This is a genomic window from Fibrobacter sp. UWH5 (genome assembly GCF_900142505.1).
Classification (GTDB): domain Bacteria; phylum Fibrobacterota; class Fibrobacteria; order Fibrobacterales; family Fibrobacteraceae; genus Fibrobacter.
Map to the genome: position 1 here is coordinate 40610 of NZ_FRBB01000010.1, position 21586 is coordinate 62195.

Annotated in this window: 20 protein-coding genes and 1 tRNA gene; 15 read left to right on the forward strand and 6 right to left on the reverse strand. The window is 48.0% G+C overall.

The annotated features are described in order from the left end of the window. Window position 1 precedes the first annotated feature (1 nt). Window positions 2–835, forward strand: coding sequence for a deoxyribonuclease IV (locus tag BUB38_RS09465; protein WP_073159920.1), 834 nt, complete (start codon window positions 2–4; stop codon window positions 833–835). A 58-nt stretch (window positions 836–893) separates the two neighbouring features. Beyond that, complete coding sequence (locus BUB38_RS09470) at window positions 894–2654, forward strand: glycoside hydrolase family 9 protein (protein WP_073159922.1); 1761 nt, start codon at window positions 894–896, stop codon at window positions 2652–2654. Here BUB38_RS09470 and BUB38_RS09475 read toward each other — a convergent pair. The 4 genes from BUB38_RS09475 to BUB38_RS09490 all read right to left on the reverse strand — a co-directional run bounded on the left by BUB38_RS09475 (window position 2634) and on the right by BUB38_RS09490 (window position 5784). Next, complete coding sequence (locus BUB38_RS09475; RefSeq protein WP_073159924.1) at window positions 2634–3455, reverse strand: ElyC/SanA/YdcF family protein; 822 nt, start codon at window positions 3453–3455, stop codon at window positions 2634–2636. The two genes, BUB38_RS09470 and BUB38_RS09475, sit on opposite strands and share 21 nt — an antisense overlap. Window positions 3456–3471: 16 nt before the next feature. Next, the gene (gene rimI / locus BUB38_RS09480) at window positions 3472–3915 is read right to left on the reverse strand and encodes a ribosomal protein S18-alanine N-acetyltransferase (RefSeq protein WP_073159926.1); all 444 of its coding nucleotides are present in this window, start codon (window positions 3913–3915) and stop codon (window positions 3472–3474) included. An 18-nt stretch (window positions 3916–3933) separates the two neighbouring features. Next, on the reverse strand, window positions 3934–4581 hold the full coding sequence (tsaB, locus tag BUB38_RS09485; protein ID WP_073159928.1) for a tRNA (adenosine(37)-N6)-threonylcarbamoyltransferase complex dimerization subunit type 1 TsaB: 648 nt from the start codon (window positions 4579–4581) through the stop codon (window positions 3934–3936). 168 nt (window positions 4582–4749) lie between these two features. Then, window positions 4750–5784 carry a D-alanine--D-alanine ligase family protein gene (locus BUB38_RS09490; protein WP_073159930.1) on the reverse strand — a complete coding sequence of 345 codons (1035 nt, stop codon included), beginning with the start codon at window positions 5782–5784 and terminating at the stop codon, window positions 4750–4752. Window positions 5785–6048: 264 nt separating this feature from the next. On the opposite strand from BUB38_RS09490, the gene BUB38_RS09495 reads away from it, so the two are divergent. Next, window positions 6049–6969 carry an NAD-dependent epimerase/dehydratase family protein gene (locus BUB38_RS09495; RefSeq protein WP_073159932.1) on the forward strand — a complete coding sequence of 307 codons (921 nt, stop codon included), beginning with the start codon at window positions 6049–6051 and terminating at the stop codon, window positions 6967–6969. Between the two features lie 117 nt (window positions 6970–7086). Here the strand turns inward: BUB38_RS09495 and purF are convergent, their stop codons facing one another. Further along, a complete protein-coding gene (gene purF, locus BUB38_RS09500) occupies window positions 7087–8472 on the reverse strand; it encodes an amidophosphoribosyltransferase (RefSeq protein ID WP_073159934.1) in 1386 nt (461 codons plus the stop codon). Between the two features lie 244 nt (window positions 8473–8716). Continuing rightward, on the reverse strand, window positions 8717–9577 hold the full coding sequence (locus BUB38_RS09505) for a geranylgeranylglycerol-phosphate geranylgeranyltransferase (protein ID WP_254794928.1): 861 nt from the start codon (window positions 9575–9577) through the stop codon (window positions 8717–8719). Between the two features lie 122 nt (window positions 9578–9699). Here BUB38_RS09505 and BUB38_RS09510 point away from each other — a divergent pair, with 122 nt between their 5' ends. The 12 genes from BUB38_RS09510 to BUB38_RS09565 all read left to right on the forward strand — a co-directional run bounded on the left by BUB38_RS09510 (window position 9700) and on the right by BUB38_RS09565 (window position 21547). After that, entirely contained in the window at window positions 9700–10077 is a 378-nt protein-coding gene (locus BUB38_RS09510) for a desulfoferrodoxin family protein (RefSeq protein ID WP_073159938.1), read from the forward strand. Window positions 10078–10170: 93 nt separating this feature from the next. After that, window positions 10171–10500, forward strand: a complete 330-nt coding sequence (locus tag BUB38_RS09515; RefSeq protein ID WP_073159940.1) for a hypothetical protein — start codon at window positions 10171–10173, stop codon at window positions 10498–10500. Beyond that, window positions 10490–11755: a ribosome small subunit-dependent GTPase A gene (gene rsgA, locus BUB38_RS09520; RefSeq protein ID WP_073159942.1), complete on the forward strand. Its 1266-nt coding sequence runs from the start codon at window positions 10490–10492 to the stop codon at window positions 11753–11755. The genes BUB38_RS09515 and rsgA overlap by 11 nt, the downstream gene beginning before the upstream one ends. 1 nt (window position 11756) lies before the next feature. Then, window positions 11757–12164 carry a hypothetical protein gene (locus BUB38_RS09525; RefSeq protein WP_073159944.1) on the forward strand — a complete coding sequence of 136 codons (408 nt, stop codon included), beginning with the start codon at window positions 11757–11759 and terminating at the stop codon, window positions 12162–12164. After that, window positions 12161–12790 (forward strand): hypothetical protein, encoded by a 630-nt coding sequence (locus tag BUB38_RS09530; RefSeq protein ID WP_073159946.1) that lies wholly within the window; start codon window positions 12161–12163, stop codon window positions 12788–12790. Before BUB38_RS09525 ends, BUB38_RS09530 begins: the two co-directional genes overlap by 4 nt. Beyond that, window positions 12780–13421, forward strand: coding sequence for a nicotinate-nicotinamide nucleotide adenylyltransferase (locus tag BUB38_RS09535; protein WP_073159948.1), 642 nt, complete (start codon window positions 12780–12782; stop codon window positions 13419–13421). The genes BUB38_RS09530 and BUB38_RS09535 overlap by 11 nt, the downstream gene beginning before the upstream one ends. 183 nt (window positions 13422–13604) lie before the next feature. Beyond that, window positions 13605–14597 carry a pseudouridine synthase gene (locus tag BUB38_RS09540; protein ID WP_073159950.1) on the forward strand — a complete coding sequence of 331 codons (993 nt, stop codon included), beginning with the start codon at window positions 13605–13607 and terminating at the stop codon, window positions 14595–14597. A 91-nt stretch (window positions 14598–14688) separates the two neighbouring features. Continuing rightward, window positions 14689–14761: transfer RNA gene (locus BUB38_RS09545), tRNA-Asn, on the forward strand. 84 nt (window positions 14762–14845) lie between these two features. Next, complete coding sequence (locus tag BUB38_RS09550) at window positions 14846–15244, forward strand: hypothetical protein (RefSeq protein ID WP_073159952.1); 399 nt, start codon at window positions 14846–14848, stop codon at window positions 15242–15244. A gap of 32 nt (window positions 15245–15276) precedes the next feature. Further along, window positions 15277–16695: an MBOAT family O-acyltransferase gene (locus BUB38_RS09555; RefSeq protein WP_073159954.1), complete on the forward strand. Its 1419-nt coding sequence runs from the start codon at window positions 15277–15279 to the stop codon at window positions 16693–16695. Window positions 16696–16753: 58 nt separating this feature from the next. Then, window positions 16754–19849, forward strand: coding sequence for a hybrid sensor histidine kinase/response regulator (locus BUB38_RS09560; RefSeq protein WP_139258386.1), 3096 nt, complete (start codon window positions 16754–16756; stop codon window positions 19847–19849). Then, window positions 19850–21547, forward strand: coding sequence for a Na+/H+ antiporter NhaC family protein (locus BUB38_RS09565; protein ID WP_073159958.1), 1698 nt, complete (start codon window positions 19850–19852; stop codon window positions 21545–21547). It abuts the gene before it with no gap. Window positions 21548–21586 lie beyond the last annotated feature (39 nt).

Here is a 21586-nt window from a genome sequence, read left to right on the forward strand (position 1 = left end):
TATGTTGCATATCGGTTGTCATCTTTCTTCTTCGAGCGGTTTCCTTGCAATGGGGCAGACCGCTCTTTCTATTGGTGCAGATACATTCCAGTTTTTTACCAGGAATCCTCGTGGCGGTGCGGCCAAGCCTTTTGACAAGGCGGATGCTTTAAAACTGGTTGAATTGCTGGAAGCGAATCAGTTTGCCCCCATTTTGGCCCATGCTCCCTATACGTTGAACGCCTGTGCTGCAGATGAAGGCTTGCGTCAGTACGCAGAAGATGTAATGGCCGATGATATTTTCCGTATGGATCATTTTCCTGGAGCGATGTACAACTTCCATCCCGGAAGTCATGTGAAGCAGGGGGCTGAAGTCGGTATCGAATTTATTTCGGCTATGCTGAACCGTCTGCTGAAACCGTCCCAGAAGACGACTGTCCTGCTGGAGACCATGGCTGGAAAGGGCTCTGAAGTGGGTCGAACCTTTGAGGAATTGAAGGCTATTCTCGATAGGGTAGAACTTTCTAGCAAGATGGGTGTCTGCATGGATACCTGCCATGTCTTTGATGGTGGTTACGATATTGTGGATCATCTGGACGATGTGCTGGAGCTGTTTGACAGGGTGATTGGTCTGGACAAGCTGAAGGCGATACATCTGAACGATAGCAAGAATCCCATGGGTAGCCATAAGGATCGTCACGAGGTTATTGGTGGCGGTTTTATTGGCTTGGAAGCTTTAACCCGTGTGGTAAATCATCCTTCCTTAAAAAATTTGCCGTTCTATCTTGAAACCCCCAATGAATTGCCAGGCTACGCAGCCGAAATCGCCTTGATGCGGAGTCGGTTCCAAGAGTAAACGTTATTTTCAAATAAAGGAGTCCATTTGTCGGGCTCCTTTAATATATTCTTAGGGTATGGACGCCCAAGAACAGTTAAACATGCCGATTCGATATAACCATATAGGTTATTTGCCTAATGGTCCCAAGGTTTTCTTTTTGAATCCCCGCTGCCTAGATGTGGAGGAGTCTCAATGGCCGATGCTGTATTACCGTATTGTCGGTGCGTCGGGTTTCGCTGATTACAAGGGCTGTTTTGAAAAGGGCTCTTTCAAAAATGACGGCGTCTGCGGTTATACGGGGGAATCCCTCTGGAGCGGAACTTTTTCCAATGTTCACGAAACGGGCTCCTATCGTATTCTGATCTTCTTGGGTAGAAATTCCGGTAATGACCGTCTGCTTTTTGAGTCGCCTGCATTTGAAATTTCTGATGACTGGGTTCTTAGACAGCTGAAGGCCAACATCAAATCTTTTTATTTCCAGCGTAGCGGTGTTGAGCTGACCCGTGAATTTGCAGGACCGTGGGCAAGGCCTGCAGCCCATTTTGACGACTGCATCAAGTTTCATGCCTCCATGAACCGCGAAGGCGTGTGGAATGCCCATGGTGGCTGGTATGATGCCGGTGATTATGGCAAGTACATTGTGAATGGTGGCGTTTCTGTAGGAACCCTTTTGCTTGCCTGCGAACTGTGTGATGAACGTTTGCGCCAAAAGAAGGCTAAGGGAACTCTTGCCGAAGATGTGATCAACGAAGGTGGAACCTTCAATTTGCCTTTTAGTCTGAAAGATGAAATTCGTTTTGAACTGGATTTCTTCTTGAAAATGCAGGATGAAGATGGGGGCGTTTTTTTCAAGGTGACTCCCGAACGTTGGGATGGCTTTGTGACTCCGACGGTTTCTGATTCCACGCGGAAGCGTTTGATTCTTGGTAAGTCAACTACATCGACCTTGAATTTTGCTGGGTGTATGGCTGCGGCCAGCCGCGTCTATCGTGGTTCCGACCGAGCTTTTTCCAATCGGTGTCTGGGGGCTTCTATTCGGGCCTATCAGTGGGCTTGCAGGAATCCTGAGGCGGATTGGCCTCATAATACAGAAGGCAGTGGCGGCTATGGAGACTCCTGTTATACGGATGAGTTTTTCTGGGTCCGCAGCATGCTTTATCGTGAGTTGCAAGGCGTGAAGAGTTTCCCGAAAAAGTCCATGGATAGTTTGCGTTCAATCCTCTTGAAGGATATGGATAAGAACAGGATCAAGCTGGGACTGGACTGGCGCGATACCCAGAATTTTGGGTGGATTGCTCTGGCCTTGCAGGACTTTGACGTGGAACTTCGAGATCGAGCCCGTAAGACTCTAGAGGGTGTCGCCGCCGAGATAATTCGCTTACAGCAGGCGGATCCTTATGGATTGTCGATACGGAGTTTTATCTGGGGTAGCAATGGTGAAATTTCTAACCATGCGCTAACCTTGATGGTTGTAAACACCTGGCGGAAAACCGTAGAGGGGCAATCCTTGATTAAGTGGAGCCAGGAACAGTTGAATTTTGTCTATGGACGTAATCCGTTGAATGTTAGCTTTGTGACGGGTTCTGCCTGGAGTTCGCCTAAACGCCCTCATCATCGTTTGAGCCATTCAGACAAGGTGGTGGACCCTATTCCGGGGTTGCTTGTGGGGGGAATCAATGCGGATCGTCAGGACTTGCATCGTTTTCCGACATATCCTAATGAATTGCCCGGATACTCTTACACCGATGAACAGTGTTCCTTTGCCAGTAATGAAACAGCCATCAACTGGAACGCTCCGTTGACGGCTGTATTGGCTTTACTCGTTGCTTATAACTGAGTCTGTTGTTTCTTTAGCAGGCTCGGGAATGGTATCCACGGCCTTGCTTTTTTCTGAAACCTTTGGAATCAAGGACTGCAAATCTACAACAGGATTTTTCTGTTCTTCAAATTCCTTGAGGGACTGAATCCTTTTGTAGAAGGCGGAATCATTGGGTGTTAGAATTCCTGCCGGCCAGAGTTCAAATGTGGCCATAGCCAAGGCTGCCCATTCTCTAATCCAGGTCTTGCGGGATTCGCGATTGGTGTACCAGGAATCGGCGTTGTACTGATAATGGTGGATGTCTACGGTCTTGTATACAGGTTTTTCTCCAGAAAGGGTCGAGAATATTTTCTTGACTCGGTGGGAGGCGGCTGCGGAAGTCAGCAGCAAGACCGTGTCGGCATTGTGTTTCTTTAGCCAGGGGATAATGGTGAAGGCTTCGCCGATGGTGGAGGCATCGTCGTGAGGGGCGAGGAAGACCGCGTTGCTGTCGAAACTTCCTAATCTCATAAATTCTTCGACGTAGAATTCCGCGTTGCTGCGGTTGCGTAGGCAACGTCTGCCTAAAATCAAGACGGAGTCGGCCTGGCCGTTAGCGACAAGGTCTGCTGCGTAGTCAATACGTTCCAGGTCTGCTGATTGTCCGTCGAGAACGGCAACCCAGGTAACGTGGTTTATTTCGTCATCGTCAACCAGCCAATGGCCACTTTCTGTGATGACCAGATAGAAAAGGATGATGACAATGACTGCTGCCGCTGCGATGAGGCTTGCAATAATGCGGCGTGCGCGGATCTGCTTTTTGCTGAGAGACTTTGCCAATTGAAACTCCTAATATTTAGGAACCTGTCTTGTAGAGTACAGCATCCTCTCCATCGGAATAGTACTTCTTGCGGGTGCCATAAATTTTGAAACCGTTCTTCTCGTAGAATCGTCTTGCCTTTTCGTTACCGACTCGGACTTCCAGAAAGCAACAGTCTCCTTCCGCGAAATTTAGCTGGCTGAATCCCGCGTCCAGAAGTTGCTGACCGATTCCCTTTTGCTGTTGATGGCCTTGGGTGGCGATACTTAACAATTCGGAGTCGGGGCCTAGGATATGGAAAATTGCGTAGCCGAGAATAGCTGGTTGCGGTTCGTTGTCGGATTCGTACACCAGACAGCTGGCGTAATTTGCGCGGATCTCGCTGGCGAACTGTTTTTCGTTCCATTCCTGAAACTGCAGTTCTTCCTGTATGGCAAGAACTGCTGGAATGTCTGCAATTTCCATTTTGCGGATTGACATCGATTCTCGGGTAAAACTCTATTTGAGTTTTTCGAAGTAAGATGGCTGGATGTAGTTGGCTTCCTGAATCAGACTGGGCGGAACCTTGGTAAATAGGGACGTCCACATGTTCAGAGGCTTGCCGGTGTCAAGAACGGTGGCTGCCGCGATTTCTGCAAACAGTGCGCTCAAGGTTTCATCGGCGGAGGCCGCTTCATCCACAACGACGGTCTTTACGGGATGTGCCTTAAGGCGTTCTACTACTTCGGTGGTCTCGATAAAGCATTCTTCGGCCTTGCCATCAACTGTCTGACGTAAGTACCAGTAACCAGGGCGCGCACGGATTACCACGGCGACTTCGGCTGAATTGTCGTTACCGCCAAAGCATTCCAGAGCCTGCAAGGTACTGACTCCACAAAGTTCACGTTTGCCGCTAAAGCAAAGTCCCTGACAGAAAGCGACTCCCGTACGGAGACCGCTAAAGGATCCCGGTCCCACAGTGACTAGCACTCGCTTGATGTCGTCTAGCTTTGCGCCTACGCGGGCAAGCAGATCGTCTAGAATAGCGGATGCGGTTTCGCCACGGGCAGAAGCATCTACAGTCTCCTGGTACAATCCAGACGTGCTGTCGGATAATCCCATGGAAATCCCCTTACGGGAAGTATCTACAAAAAGATCAAGTTTCATTTGCTCTCATTTACAAAGTATGAATTATGAAGTACGAGACTAAATAATCGCGGCCTTGCCGCCTTACTTGATCTAATAATTCATAATTCGTAAGGCTAGTGTAAAGCGGAAAGGATAAAGCGTAAAGAAGAATCTATATCCTTTAACCTTTAACCTTTATTTATCCTCTTACCTCTTAATGTACAGGCTCTTTTCGATAATCATGTCGATGAGCTGGCTGTAGGTAATACCGTTGCAGGCGGCCTGCTGGGGCAAGAGGCTTGTGGGGGTCATGCCGGGCAGGGTGTTGGTTTCGATAGCGAACAGTTCACCGTCCTTGGTAATGCGGACGTCGGTACGGCTATAGCCGGCACCACCCAGAGCGTAGTGAGCGTTCTTCACCAGTTCCTGGATGCGTGCGGTCAGTTCCGGAGCAAATTCAGCCGGGGTCACTTCCTTACATTCGCCGTTGTACTTGGCTTCGTAGTCGAAGTATTCGCGGGTGGTCATGCGCATTTCGGTAGGCGGCAGGGGCTTTTCACCTTCGATGTAGCCGCAGCTAGCTTCGCCACCGGCAATGAACTTTTCGCAGAGGAGGCGGTTGGAATCCTTGAACAGGTCCTGGGCAATCTTGCCGGCTTCGTCAAGATCCTTGGCGATGCCGATACCGATGGAGGAGCCGCCCAGCGGGTCCTTGATGACCAGGGGGAAGCCCAGTTCGTCAGCAACACTTACCAGGGTGTCGCCAGTAAAGTCGTGCTTGAATATCACGCGGTAGGGCGGAGTGGGAATGCCGTTGGCGCGATAGATTTCCTTGGACTTGATCTTATCCATGGCCAGAGCGGAAGCCAAAAGACCGCAACCGGTGTAGGGGATACCCCAGTTTTCAAGAAGAGCCTGCACATGGCCGTCTTCGCCCCACTTGCCGTGGAGTGCCAGGAAGGCGATGTCGGCGTCGGGAAGTTCAGAAAGGGCGGGGTTCTTCTTGGTGTTGGCGGCAGTGCCTTCCAGACCGCGGAAGTAGTTCACGGAGAAGTTGTCCTTCTGGTACGGGGAAAGTTCGCGGGAAGACCAGTGCCAGGTACCATCCTTGTCGATAAGGACCGGGTGGATGTTGTATTTGTCGGGATTCATGGCGCGGACCACACCGGTACCGCTAACTACAGAAACATCATGTTCGGTGGACGGACCACCCATCAAAACGAGAACGCGCATACGTGCCATATAAAACCTCTTGAAAATCTTACCTTGACAATGTAGTAAATATACAGTGGTTAGTGATTAGTGGTTAGTGATTAGTGGTTAGTGGTTAGTGGTTAGTGACCTGCATCCCGAAGCCCAAACCTCTAGGAGCGAAGCTCCGACCTCATACCTCAAGCGAAGCGTTCCTCAAATGTCCCAATGTGTTTACGGGGGAAAACTTTTTTGCGTCCAGTTTTTTTTGTTTCTGGGTTTTGCTATGTATATTTCTAAAAAAAGAGGTAAAATATGAAGGTCTTTGTTACCGGTGGAACTGGTTTTATTGGTCACTATGTAGTCCGTGCCTTGCTTGCCAAGGGGCATGAAGTGGTTATCGCCACGCGTCATCCTAATAAGGTTCCTTCTTTACAGAAAATTCCCCAGGTTAGCTTTGTTGAATGTGCTTTAACCGACTTTGAAAAGATGGCTCAGGGCTTGGTGGGCTGCGATGCCTGTATCCATGTGGCTCTGGGGTGGGGAGAGACTCCCTCTACCATGCTGATGAACGATACCCGTGCGACCGTTAATTTGTTGGAAAGTGCGGCGGCAGCGGGGTGCAAGAAGTTTATTTATACCAGCAGTACCGCAGCCATGGGACGTATACGTCCTGTAATGCGGGAAGTAACCTGCAATCTGCCCATGGATCTCTATGGGGCTACCAAGGCCGCAGGCGAAGCTTTTGTGCTGGGATTTTCCCATGGTTACGGGGATCAGTTCCCCAAGGTGGAAATGGCTCGCAATATTATCCGCCCGGGGTATACTTTCGGTAATCCCGCTTACCCTGATGGTTGCTGCCAGCCGGACCGTCGCTTCTTCGATATCGTAAAGGCCGTCAAGGAAAACCGCGACATCAATATTATCAAGAATGATGGTACCCAGTTTATTTTTGCTGGTCATCAGGCTGAACTTTATGTGAATCTTCTGGAATCCGACTTGAATGAGGAAATCTTCCTCGGTATGTCTGAATGCTGGGTGAGCTGGAAGGAAATTGCCCAGATGGCTCTTTCTTTGAAGCCGGATTCCACTTCTAAAATTGTGGAGAAGGATTTGGGTTGGGGCGATGATCCGATTCTGTTCGATGTCAGCAAGATTAAGGATCGTTTTGGCCTAGCTTTTGATCCCCATGAACAGCTGATGGAACATGTGAAGTGGACCTTTGACCAGGTCTAGTAAAAAAAGGCTTTCCATTGGAAAGCCTTTTTAGCGTAAAGCGTTAATTAGCGTAAAGCGGAAAGGTTAAAGCGTAAAGGAATATCTTTAATCTTTCTCCTTTCACCTATATCCTAGTTAGCCGCAGCGATTCTTGCTGGCGTCAATACCGATATAGTCGGGATAGTCGTTGTTGAAGCAGGCGGCGCAGTAATTTTCGCCTTCACCGGTACATTCCTTCATGCCTTCTACGCTGAGGTAGCCAAGGCTTTCTACGCCCAGCATCTTTGCGATTTCGTCGGGAGTCATGGAACTGGCTGCAAGTTCGCCCTGGCTGGGGAAGTCCATGCCGAAGAAACAGGGGTGTGCTACCGGAGGTGATGCAATACGGATGTGGACTTCAAGGGCGCCTGCATCGCGGAGCATCTTGGAAAGGATCTTCAGAGTGGTTCCGCGGACGATGGAGTCTTCCACCACGCAGACGCGCTTGTTCTTGAGAACGCCTTCGATGGGGTTGAACTTCAGTTTTACCTTCTGTTCGCGGACGTTCTGGGTGGGGTCGATGAAGGTGCGGCCAACGTAATGGTTACGGAGCAAGCCAATTTCAAAGCGGATGCCGCTGGCCTGTGCGTAGCCCAGGGCTGCGGTAGTGGCACTATCCGGAACGGAAATGACGATGTCTGCGTCTACGGGACATTCCTTGGCCAGCTGCTTGCCCATCTTGCGGCGGACCTTGTCGCAGGACTGCTCGAAGATCTTGGAGTCCGGACGGCTGAAGTAGATGTACTCGAAAATACAGTGGGCCAGACGGTCCTTCTGGGTGAAACGTTCGGAATGGAGGCCGTTATTGGTAATGGTCAGGAATTCGCCGGGCTGGATATCGCGAACGTAGTTGGCTCCCAGCAAATCGAAAGCGCAGGTTTCGGAGGCCACGCACCAGGACTTGCCCATACGTGCGATGGAGAGCGGGCGGAAACCGAAGCCGTCGCGGGCCACGTACATGGTGTCCTTGCTGATGAATATCAGACAAAAACAGCCGGTGAATTTGGTAATAGCTTTCTTGATTGCTTGTCCCAAGTCATCGGCTTCTGTGCGTGCGATTTCATGAAGAAGAATTTCTGAGTCTGAGGTGGTCTGGAAGATGTGACCTTCGTTTTCCATTTCCTGACGCAGTTCGGTGGCGTTGGTGATGTTACCGTTGTGAACTACTGCCAGCTGGCCCCACTTGCAGCTCACCAAAATGGGCTGGGCGTTTGCCAGGGTGCTTGCGCCAGTGGTGCTGTAACGAACGTGGCCGATGCAGGTGTTACCCGGGCATTCGTCTACGTTGTGTTCTTGCAGGAGGGTGGAAACCAGACCCATGGACTTACGGACGCGAATCTTGTCGCCGTCGGTCACTGCAAAGCCTGCGGATTCCTGACCGCGGTGCTGCAGAGCGTACAGACCCATGGTAACATTGCGGACTACGTTCTCGCCATTGAAAATGCCGATGACGCCGCATTCTTCATGAATTTCTTCGAGCATAACGCCTCTTTGGAAATGAAATTCCCTCTGCCTCAGGGGCCGTAGCTCACCGCATTTGGTGCAAGCAAGGGAATCAAGCGGCAAAAAAGTTAAACTCTGCCGAAAAGGACGTTAAGGGTCTTTTTTTGTTATTTTTTGACGAATTTTGCCTAAAAAAGCGGTTTTCTTTACAGACTGTGTAAAAACGAACCTTTTTTCAAGTTTGCTTTTACATTTTCTGTCACCCATATTTTGGGCTTTCGGTCTATATTGCCGTGCTGATCACCAGGGCGATTAGGCCAACAAACATGGATATCTTGACTAGTTTCTGGGATTTGCGGTAGTTCTGTTTTTGTGTCTGGATAAGAATTGTCGCAAATGTGGGGGTCAGGGTCGCCAGGGTTAGAATCAGAAAAATGGTGGAATAATATCCTTGGATCGTGGGAAGGGGGAGGAGCATCCAGGTAAAGACAAGGATGGCGCCTGCAAGGCGTCGGGCTGTAGGGGCGCCTGCGGCAATGGGGAAGGTGATGATGCCTGCCATCAGGTCGCCAGATTCGTCTTCAAGGTCCTTGTAGATTTCGCGGACAGTGGTCAGCAGGAATGCGAACATCATGGCGGGGTACAGAAATCCGAATTTCGCACTCAGGCTCATGGGTTCAATGTCGGTTTCTCTGGGGATAATCGGGTAGATGAGAGTGAGGATTAGCGGGGTCGTGCATAGGAATGCTACGGTCATGTTCTTCAGCAGGGGAATGTGCTTGAGCTTTTTATTATAGGCAATAAGCAGGAGGGCTAGAGCCACAAAGAACGTACCCGAAATCAGGGAGTCGGCGAATCCACAGACGATTGTTAGGACAATCATGGTAATCCAGGAGGCATTGGCGGCTTTCAATGAAATTTTCCCGCTAGGTAAGGGGCGTTCAGGACGGTTCAGCTTATCGCTTTCAAAATCAAGGACATCGTTCTGGATGTTTCCAAAACCGATGGCTAGGGCAAAGCCTAGAGCTTGCAGAACAAGACTGTATGCTGGAACATCGCTGGCACCAAAATCGAGAACACCCTGCAGAAAATATCCGATAAACAAGGTCACAACGGCGATGACGATATTCACGGGACGTGTCATTTTGATTAAGGTCATGAGCATATTTGAAAGATAGAAAGATGAAAAAATGAAAATTTTCATTTATGGTCTAAAAAATGACTATTTGGTATATTATTATCGCCTTTATCCTAAGGAGGTAGAATATGGAAATGGCATTTTATCGTTGCAACGAAAGTGGCAATATTATCATCGACGTGAAAAGGAACGAGGTCCCCTCGGAATGTTTCCTGAACATGGAAAAACTTGTTCCAAATACAGTTGATGCGGCCAAGGAAAAGCATGTTCCTGTTGTGGTTCTTACTGAAAACGCAGCAAAGGTTTCCGTAGGTTCTGTTGCACACCCCATGGCCGCTGGACATTATATTCAGTGGATTCTTCTGGAACTGAAGAATGGGTATCAAATTAGATACTTGAATCCGGGAGATGCTCCGGCCTGTGTATTCCCCATACAAAAGGGAGACGAGGTTATTGCTGTGTATGAATATTGCAACCTCCATGGCCTTTGGAAAACATCCGTCTAGTGAGTGAATTGTTAAACTTTAATTTGTTGGAGCCGCACCTAGGAAGTGCGACTCTTTTTTTGCAAGAAATACTTTTATATATTTGTTTCTTGTATGGCATTTTTCACGAAAAGCAAAATAGAAGACCTGAGAAGAGAGGCTGATCAGCTTTCGATTTGTATCGAACATTTTTTGTATGCTTCGGAAATCGTCCCCGAATGGGATTATAAGACTCGAGGCTTCTACGACAACTGTATCGAAAAATGTAATGGACGTCTTAAGGCCATCCACTTCATTATGGAATCCATTCGCAGGGGCCGCCCTGTGACGGAAGCGGAATTGGATGAAGCCCGCGAACGGGAAGATTCCGATGCGGGCCTGGCGGCCAAGAAACGTGTGGAAGAAAAGAAGAACTTGAAGAACGGAGTGGCCGATGAGAAATGACCTGGGTCGAAATGTCGACTTTGATCAGGATTTCGATGCTGAAGAAGAACTGCCTCTCCGTTCTGTGCGTCCGACTCGCCGCGACCATCGCAGCCGTCGTATTGACGTGATGAAGGAACTGGAAAGTGGTGTTGTAGATGAACGCCCCATTAAGGAACGCTACAGCCGCGAGTTCAAGAAAGCGAAAATCAAGAAGGTGAAAAATCCCATCGAGAATATCGGTGAGGAAAATTGCGTAGAGGGCTTGGTTCTTGAAGTCCACCGCCGCACCTGCGAAGTGCGATTAGAGACGAAAAACGAGAAATTTGAGACGAAAGACGAAAGTAGCTCAGAATCCCTTTCTCCTTTAAACTCTCCGCTTTCCGCTAATATAGTAACGGCCATGTACCGAGCCACTACATCCAAGACTTTGGGCGAATTCCCTGCTGTGGGTGACCGCGTGCTTCTTGGGCAGGTAAATGACGCCGAAGATGAAGGCGATGGTGTCGGTTCCCAGAAGTATTGTGTGGTACGTGTCTTGCCCCGCAAGAGCGAACTGAAGCGCCCCGGTCCCCGTGATAGCTTTTACAAACAGCAGACCTTGGCTGCCAACATTGATCAGGTGGTCATTGTAGCCAGCGTAACCCAGCCGGAATTCAACTATGGTTTTATGGACCGCTTCCTGCTGGCAGCAAATTTGAATGACCTGCCTTTTGTGCTGGTTTTGACGAAGATGGACCTGCTTCCCAATGGCGAGGCCGACCTTTCTGATGATATCCGCGACTTTATGTCTATTGCCGACAAGGTGATTCCCGTAAGCGTAAGGAGCGGTGAAGGTCTTGAGGTCCTTCGTGCGGAACTGGATGGAAAGTCTTCTGTTTTCAGTGGTCAGAGCGGGGTAGGTAAGTCCACCTTGATCAACGCCTTGGTTCCTGAAGCTGAACTTCAGACTGGTGCCGTCCGTGAACGTGATGGCAAGGGCCGCCATACTACAACGTCTTCTAGTCTGTTTGACCTTCCCCTGGAAGATTTCCCAAAGGGTGGTGTGGTCATCGATACTCCGGGTATCCGTTCCATTGGGCTTATGGATATGGAAGCTGAAACCCTGGCCAAAATTTTCCCGGGTTTCTTCGATGGAGACCTGTTTACCTGCAAGTACAGCAACTGTATTCATGTCAAGGAACCGGGCTGCTCCGTGTTGGCTTCCGTTGAAAATGGATCCCTATCTCGCGCTCGTTATGCAAGCTATCTCCGTATTTTGAATTCCAAGGATTGATATGGATTTTGTGGCTAAAATAACATTGGTTGCCGCGGTCATTCTGCTGGGATATAATCTTTACCAGCTAATGACTGGTTATGAGGCTGTTTGTGACAAAGTTGAAGAATTTAAACGTCTGGCTAAGGAAAGCGAATCGGATGAGATTGCTGTTAAGCGATCTAATTTTGTGCTGACTGGCTTGATGTCCCTGACGTTTGTTTCGCTGGTCTTCTTTTCAAACTTTGCCTATTGGGTTATTGGTTTTGTTGCTGCAAAGATGATCTGTACCGTCATTCTTTCGCACATGGAAATTGTACAGATTTTTTCGCTTTCGAAAATTGACAGAAAATTTTTTATGTGGACCAAAGTTGACGCGGCTTCGAATGTGGCTGTGGGTCTTGCTGTGGCTGTGGTGTTAGTATCATGAAAAAAATTATTGCCATTGTTCTTTTTTGTATTTCGGTTGGGCTTGCCCAAGTTGCCGGTGCTACCGGTTATACGGGGGCTTCTGGGGCCGCTGGAACTTCTGGCGCTGCCGCTGGAGGGAATGCCGAAGGTTCTGCGTCTACCACGGGAATTAGGACTCCGTTTTTCGTGGGTGCAGCCTTAGGTTTTGGTTCCGGAACTGGTGTTGGTTCTGAACGCGGCCTGGGACTTCGCCAGATAGAACCGATGGTTGGTGTCTGGTATCCGGGATTTGGCTTTGTTCGCGTGGGCTACGGCTTTTTTGATTATGAAGAATCCCTAGACGGTAAGAATGACTATGAAATTGAGCACTCCGACTTTGATGTTGTGCTGGGTATTCATCTTTTGGGCGAACTTTACCTGATGGGAACCTATTCTCGTGTAAAGGAATTGAGTGATCTCGGAGACGTTGCCTGGAATGAATGGGGTGCCGGTTTTGGAACGATACTTAACATTTTTTCGAAGACGATGCTGGTTGCCGAAGTGGAATACCGCTGGGTCCTGGATCACTTCGATCCGTTTCTCGAAAAGAACGTGAACGGAAGTCGCTTGCAGTTTAATATTGGGTTTGCCGCTTATGTCTTCTAGCAATTTTGAAAAAAATGTAGCTGTTCTGGGCGGTGCGTTTGACCCTGTTCATAACGACCACATCCGAGTTGCGAAAATTTGTCTGGAACGAGGCTTCTGCGATGAGGTATGGTTCATGCCTAGCCCCGATCGTTGGGATAAGATTCTGAATGCTAGCGCTGAAGATCGTTTTGCCATGTTGGAACTGGCCTTTGCTGGTGACAATCGTCTGGTTCTTTCCGATCTTGAAATAGAGCAGGGCGATTATCGCGGGTCTTATGTGTTCCTTATGGGGCTCAAGGAAAAATTCCCGGAAATTAATTTCCGGTTGCTGACTGGAGCTGATACTTACGAAGGAATTCCTCATTGGCGTGATCCCATGAATTTCTTTGGCACGAACTACAATGGGCACCTGTTGTTGCGTGATATCGAGTTGATTGTGTTTGCCCGCAATGGGTATCCGCAACCTGATATGAAGAAGCATAAGGCTAATGGTTATGCAGATCTTCTATGGCTTGGGCCTGATGAAGGCTTTGAAGGGATTTATTCCAGTACGGCCATCCGCAAGGCTCTGTTGTGTAACGAAAAACCCGAAGGCCTGGATCCAAAGGTTTATCAGTATATCAAGGACCACAACCTGTACAGAGACTAGTTGGGAGCGAACAATTAACAATGAACGGTGAAGCGTGTGCGTGTCATTCCGAGCGGAACAACGTGGAGTCGAGGGATCTTGCAGTTTAATTATGAATTATCAATTACGAGATACAAATTAATAAGCAAGACGCCTCCGACGCGACAATACTAACTCATATCTACTACCAACTTCCTACTATCTATGCCCGTTCCTTCTGATATGTATTTTGAAAGCGTGGTTCAGCCGGAACATAACGGCTGGCTCTTGCTGGATTCCTTGTGCGCCCGTTTTACCTATCATAGCAGGACTGATTGGTCTGAAAAACTTTCCCGCGGTCTGGTAACGATTAATGGGGTTGTGGCTGACGAAAACTCTGTGGCTCATAAGAACGACAAGGTGGTGTACCATGTGGAAAATTACACCGAACCTGAAGTTCCTACGAACTATGACGTGGTTTTCGAAGATGACGAATTCATGGTAATCGCCAAGCCTGCCGGCGTTCCGGTTCATCATACAGGGCGTATTTTCTATAATACTTTTACCTCCATTGTTCGTCGAGGAACGGATTGCGAAACGGCGACTCCCATGCATCGACTTGATCGGGATACGGGAGGCTTGATGCTGTTTGCCAAGTATGCAGAAACCGCTGCCCGTTTTCAGAAAAATCTGGACCGAATCTTGCTGAAGAAGTTCTATATGGCGGTGGTCCGTGGGATTTTTCCTGAGGAAGCCGTTGACTGTCAGATGCCTTTACGCGAAGATCCCAATGACCACCTGCGCTTGCGCATGCACCATTTTGACGACGGAAAACCGTGTCATACGGTTTTCCGCAAGGTCGGGGCAGGGGTAGCTTCTGCCGGGAATTATTCCGTGGTTGAAGCGGAACTGATCACCGGACGAAAACATCAGATTCGCGCACACCTGTCGGAATTAGGATATCCGATTCTTGGGGACCGCCTATATAGTTTTGATGGCCGTTTTTATGAAAAAATGTCTGATGCCGTGGCAGAAGCCCGTGCCCGAGGTGAGCTGAGCAAGGAAGATGCCTTGTCCGATGAAGATTATGCGATTCTCGGGGCTAGAACCCAAATGCTGTACGCCTATAAAGCTGAAATACAGTTGCCCTACTGGAAAGAACCGCGAACTTTTGAGTGCCGGAATTTCCCAGACGAAATGAAAGCCCTGGTTCCATAAAGATTTTTCACTTTTTTCGAGAGAAACCCTTGACAATAGTGCAGAATAATCTATCTTTGGCACCATCAATGAGGAAACTCACTGACCTGATTGCTTCATAGCTCAGTTGGTAGAGCCCGCGACTGTTAATCGCGTTGTCCTTGGTTCGAGTCCAAGTGAAGCAGCTTAAAAGACCCGTTCGAAAGAGCGGGTCTTTTAGTTTTTCTAAGGGGGATTTAGTTATATTTAGAGAAAAACTAAGGAGCTTTATGTTTAAGAAGTTTGCGCTTGTTCTTTTGGCTTTTGTTGCCTTTACTTTTGCCGATCCTATTTCTGTGGAAGGTCGTTTGACTGAAATTCCTGGTAAGATGCCGTCTAATGACCTGTACAGCTATGTGTATGTGTTCAAATATAAAGTTCTGGCTGTTACAGCCGGCAAATTGGATGCCAAGGAAATTCTGGTAGGTGTCTATAATCCCCTGATCGCCCGCGGTAAGGTTACCGACAAGATGGCTGACAAGGCCAAGGGTAATGTTGGCGAGTTCAAGGCCAAGGCCAAGCACAAGCTGAAGTTGATTCCTCTCGAGGGCAACTGGGATGGTGCCGTAGAAGATGAATACTTCGACGACGAAGCTCCCCGCTATCTCGCTGTAGAAGTTAACGAATAGTCCTTCGCCTCTCATACCTCATACCCTTTTTCATGGTCTTTTCTTCCCAGATATTCTTGTTCTATTTCCTGCCGACGTTCCTGGTCGGCTATTTTGTGTTGTTCAAGTTGGGTGCGAGACATTCCTACCTGAACTTTTTCATAACTGTCTTCAGTTACATCTTTTATGGTTGGCTGGAACCTTGGCTAGTGTTCTTGATGCTTGGTTCCACGCTGGTGGTGTACTATTCCGGAAAATTGATTTCTGCGGAAGGGGCATCCCGTTTCCAGCGGAATTTTGGGCTTGGCCTTGCCATGGTGGTAAATATGGGGGCGCTGGCCTTCTTTAAATACTACATGTTCGGCATGGGAGCCATTAATACCGTTATAGAAAAGTTCGGGGGCGAACCTTTCCATGTGATGACAGTCCTGCTTCCGGTGGGTATTTCTTTCTATACCTTCCAGTCCATGAGCTACGCCATTGATATCTGGCGCGGTACTGCACCTCCTGTCAAGAACCTGGCGACCTTTGCCTGCTATGTGGCTCTGTTCCCCCAGCTGGTGGCTGGTCCTATTGTCCGCTATAATACGGTGGCCGAGGAACTGGATTCACGTACTCATACCTTGGAAAACTTTGTTCGTGGTATAATGTTCTTCTGCTTCGGTTTTGGCGAGAAAATTTTCCTGGCCAATAACGTAGGCATTATTGCAGACAGAGTATTTGCCGCCGATGCTCCGGGCGTGCTGAATAGCTGGTGGGGCGCTCTGGCCTACATGTTCCAGATTTACTTTGACTTTTCTGCCTATTCCAACATGGCCATCGGTCTTGGCTTGATGCTGGGTTTCCACTTTCCTAGGAACTTTAATGGCCCGTACAGAGCCAAGAGCATTACGGAATTCTGGAAATACTGGCATATTTCCCTAACCAGCTGGTTCCGTGACTACCTGTATATTGCCCTGGGTGGTAACCGCGTAAGCAAGGGCCGCTTGTATCTGAACCTGTTCCTGGTGATGTTCGCTAGTGGCGTGTGGCATGGCGCAAACTGGACTTTTGTCTGTTGGGGACTCTATCATGCGTTCTTCATGATTATTGAACGCGCCCATAATAAGGAAGCCTTGTATTCTCGCGCTCCGAAGCTTGTTCAGGTAATCCTGACTCAGGTGATTGTGTTGTTTGGCTGGGTACTGTTCCGTGCAGACAATATTGGCGAGGCTTTTAGGATGTGGAAATCCTTGCTTGGTCTTAATGCAGTCAGCGGAGCCGACCCGATTCTTGCTGCGGAGATATTTACACCGAGCTGCGTAATCTTTATGGGTGTGGCGGGACTTTTGTCTTTCTGGCGTTTCCGCTCATATGATTGGTGCAGTGAGATTTCTACAAAACGAGTGATTCTCGCTCTTGTAGTTTTTGTTGTGGCGGTGCTGGCCTTGTTTACGCAAAGCTATAACCCTTTCTTGTACTTCCAGTTCTAGTTCTAGCGAATAGGCGAAATTTACTTTTTTGTTATCTTTCTTCATAAGGAGAAAGATTGTGAAGTTTCGTAGCGTATTGACATCTAGGAAAGGATCGCTTTTCGAGGAATTGCGACGTTTGTCTCGCATGAGCCTCATTGAATATGTCTTGACCTTGATTGCCATGATTTCAGTTTTGCTGGTCGTGGTTGTCTACATATTCAATTCCTTCTATAAGGTGGTGAAAGACCAGACTTTGAACGATGGGCTGACCAATGTGGGTATTGTGGCTGAACGTTTGGACAATACCATCGAAAGGGCAATTGATGCCGTCAATGTTAGCAGTTATTCCCTGGAATCCCTGGTTGAACCGTCTTATGGGAACCTGGAAAAATTCCTGGTGACCCAGAACAAGATTTATTGCGAAAGCGTAAGTAACAGCTTTAGTTCCATCTATGTGCGCTACGACAGCATTTTTGTCAGCGGTGATGGATGGATTCCGCCGGAAGGTTTTGACTTTAACTCCCGTCAGTGGTATAGCGAGGCTCGCAAGCATCCTGGCGAGGTGGCTATCATTACCCCCTATGTGGACGAAGATACCAGGAAGCAGGTGATTTCCATAAGCCGGACTTTTGCAGATGGTCATGGTGTGGTTTCTGTCGATATTCACATGGATGTTTTCTCCAAACTTCTTGAAAACGTTAATCAGGCCGGCTTGAAGAATAGCTTCATCGTTTCTAAGGATGGCTTTGTAATGGTCAGTGCCGATTCTTCTATTACAGGGAAGAATTTCCTGGAGATGGATTTCTGGCAGACCGAGAATGCAAATCTGGTTAAACTGTTGTTGCAGAATGACCGTGTCGAATCCCAGAAGGATACAGTCCTTACCAATAGGGTGCTGAAGACTCGTCTTCATGGGTCGAACAACGTCGTGTTCTATCGCGTTGTATACGATTCCTTCTTTGTTGTCATGGTGGCCGATGAAAATGAACTTTATGATTCCGTGCAGCGAATCCTGATGCTTAGCATTATCCTTTCGTTGTTCGTGATTCTTGTGATTGGTGCGTTTGTGACGACCAGCTTTATCAATGGTGCTGTCGCTAGTCGAGCCGCACGTGACCAGCTGAAGATGAAGAAGGAACTCCAGAAGAACTTTGATATTATTAGCACCTTGGCTGGTACTTTTGATTCTGTTTGCTATGTGGACGTCTCTACCAAGTTGGTGTTCCCTTATTCTATGGGGGATACCTTCGCCGAAAAATTAGGGTCTGCCGGTTTTGTTGACTTGTCCTATGATCAGGCTTTGGTGCTCTTGCTTAGGTCTATTGTCCATCCGGATGATATGGAACTTGTTAGTAGGGAGTCTAGTTTCCAGAATGCGATTGAAAACCTGAGAGGAAAGAAATCCTTTGGTTTCCAGTGTCGAGCTCTTGAACATGGTGTATACCGTTTCCACAAGATTTCCTTTATCAAGTCTGACGCATCCGAAGAGGTGTCCTCCTTTGTCGTGGCCATTGCCGACGTAGATGATGAAATCCGTCGTCTTCAGAGTTACCAGCTTGAGCTTGAAAATGCAAAGACCCGTGCAGAAGAAGCCAATGTGGCCAAGAGTAGTTTCCTGGCAAACATGAGCCATGAAATCCGTACGCCGATCAATGCAATCATGGGCATGAACGAGATGATTCTTCGTGAATCCAGTGAATCTCAAATTCATTCCTATTCTGAAGACATTAAGGGCGCAAGCCAGATGTTGCTTTCCATCATTAACGACATTCTTGACTTCTCCAAGATTGAAGCGGGTAAGATGGAAATTGTGGAGGTCCGTTACGATCTGGGATCTGTCTTAAATGATGTGTCTACTATGATCGGGGTAAAGGCCGAACAGAAGGGCCTTGAACTGAATGTCTATGTAGACGAAACGATTCCCAGTTTGCTGTTTGGCGATTCCGTTCGTATACAGCAGGTGATGCTGAATATCCTTAACAATGCCGTGAAGTACACTGAAGCGGGACATGTGGATTTCCGGATCAATATGGAAAATCGTAGGGTTGATCCTGAGTGTGGAAACATGGCTGACCTTGTTATCCAGGTGGAAGATACGGGTATTGGTATCCGCGAACAGGATCAGTCCCGCCTGTTCAAGAGTTTCCAGCGTCTGGACTTGGTGCAAAATAGAACGATTGAGGGTTCTGGACTGGGCTTGGCCATTACGTCAAAACTGGTGGAATTCATGCATGGTTCTATCAGTGTGAATAGTGTATACGGCAAGGGTTCTACGTTTACCGTTGTAATCCCCCAGATGATTATCGGTAGCTCTCCCATTGGAAATTTGCAGAAACGTTATCTGGATTCCAAGAATCAGGATTCTGTTTCTCAGGATTGTATGACTGCGCCTGATGCCAAGGTACTTGTTGTGGATGATAACAACATGAACCTGCGTGTGGCTCAGCACTTGATGAAGCATACGCAAATTCAGGTGTCTACATGCAACAGCGGTATGGAATGCCTGGAACTTATGAAAAAGGAACATTTCGATGTCATCTTCCTGGATCATATGATGCCTGGTATGGATGGTATGGAAACCTTGAAACTTTCGAAGAAGTTGTTCGGAAATAAGTGCGCAGGTGTTCCCATTATTGCATTGACGGCTAATGCTATCGTTGGTGCCAAGGAAATGTACCTGGAGGCGGGTTTTGATGGCTATATAGGCAAGCCAATCAGAATCGAGGACCTGGAAAAGGCTCTCTTGAAATTCCTGCCTAAGGATTTGATTCGCTATTCGAAAAAATCATCTCCCGTAATAGAAAATGTTTCGGAAGTTGTTTCGGAACCGGAAGAACAGCTGATTGATGAAAGTGTCGGTATGAATTACTGCTCCGGCAACCGCGAATTTTATATGGAAGCGCTGGAAATGTATGAAGAAGCGTTTGCAGAAAATGAATTGCGTTTGAAGCGGAATTTTGAAAATAAGGATTGGCAGGATTATGGCATTGTCGCACACTCCATCAAGAGTAATTCCATGATGATCGGAGCCCTGAAATTTTCAGAGTTGGCCAAGAGTCAGGAATTTGCAGGAAGAGACTGTCAGGAAGTGCAGATTCTTTCGCAGTTTGAAACATTCCTTGCTGATTACAGGAAAGTATGCGAAGCCTGTAGAAAGATTAGGCAGGCTTAGATGAACTGGATCCGACGTCATAAATTTGTGGGAGCCATAAGCTTCTTTATCGTGCTTCATATTTGGCTGTTGCTGGTCTATGAAGAAGGAATGGTGGGGTCTGTCTGGTGCCTGTTGCCTGCTATAACCGCCATTTCCATGTGTGTTGTGACAAAGGAAGTTTTCTCGTCGCTGCTTTACGGGTGTTTTTCCGGGGCTATTCTGATGATGTCTACCAATGACCTTGCAGATATTCCTGGTAAGGCGCTCCTCTGTATGGTGGGCGGCGATGGAAGCAACGTGGGGCTTCTTGACATATTGGGCAATTCCAGCAACCTTGGAATTATTTTGTTCCTGGTTTCGGTGGGAATTGTTGTGGACCTAGTTAACAGAAGTGGAGGGCGTTTGGCCTTTACCCTTTGGCTTTCTTCCCATGTGAAGAATCGTCGCGGGGCCCTACTGTTTACCCTATTGCTTGGTGTTGTCTGCTTTATTGATGACTACTTCAACTGCCTTACCGTCGGGACTGTGGTCCGCCCGGTTACAGATTCCCATAAGATTAGCCGTGCGAAGTTGGCGTACCTTGTGGATTCTACTGCAGCCCCTGTTTGCATGATCGCTCCGCTATCTTCCTGGGTTGCTGCCGTTTCGGGTTATGTCGAAACCGATAAGATTAACGGCATTGACCTGTTCTTTATGCAGATTCCCTACAACTTTTACTGTCTGCTGACAATCCTGATGATTGTTTTCATTTCGCTGCTGAATATTGACTTTGGCCCGATGCTTCGTCATGAAGCCAATGCGCAGCTTAATGACGATGTCTATTCTACTCATGACCGCCCCTTTGAAGATGAAGAAAAGAAGGAATCTCTAGAACATGTAGGTTCCATGTGGGACTTTATCATACCTGTGGTGGCTTTGTGCGTGTGTAGCCTTGTGGGCATTCTCGCGACTGGCGGTCTTTTTGACGGGGTTGGCTTCCTGGATGCCTTTGCCAACAGCGATGCTTCCAAGGGACTTGCCGTAGGTGGTTTTGTAACGAACATTTTTGCCCATTTCTATTTTAGATTACGTCAGAGCGTTTCCTTTGCGGATTCCATGAAGTCTATTCCCGACGGCATTAAACAGATGGTGGTGCCCATTGCCATTTTGACTTTGGCCTGGCTCTTTGGAAATATCGCTAGACAGGGGCTTGGAATCGGAATTTTCTTTACGACTTTCATTGGCGATTTTGGTGCCTATGTGAAGTTCCTTCCGGCGTTTATCTTTCTGCTGGCTTGCTTCATGGCGTTTGCGACGGGGACAAGCTGGGGAACGATTGCGATCTTGGCTCCGATTGTTGTTTCGATCCTTAACTACGCGCAAACTCCGTCAACCTGTGTGATTGGCCTGTCGGCGGTCTGTGCGGGAGCAGTCTGTGGAGACCATAGTTCTCCTATTTCTGATACGTCCATTATGGCTTCTACGGGCGCTCATTGTTCCCTGATGGACCACATTGTTACGCAGCTCCCCTATGTGGTTCTTGTAGTATGCATTTCCTTTATCGGCTTCTTGATGACAGGCTTTGTTCAGAATCAAGTTATCTGCCTGTTCATGACGGCGATTCTCTTGATGGCCTCCCTCTTGGTGATCAAGGCGATTGTCATGGTTCGGCATGTGGGACTATTCGAAGAAATGGCCGATGCCAATGGTGATTTTAGCGATATAGATGAATACTAGGTCGCGGGCCTAGAACGCTAACTTTATAGAGAACATAAA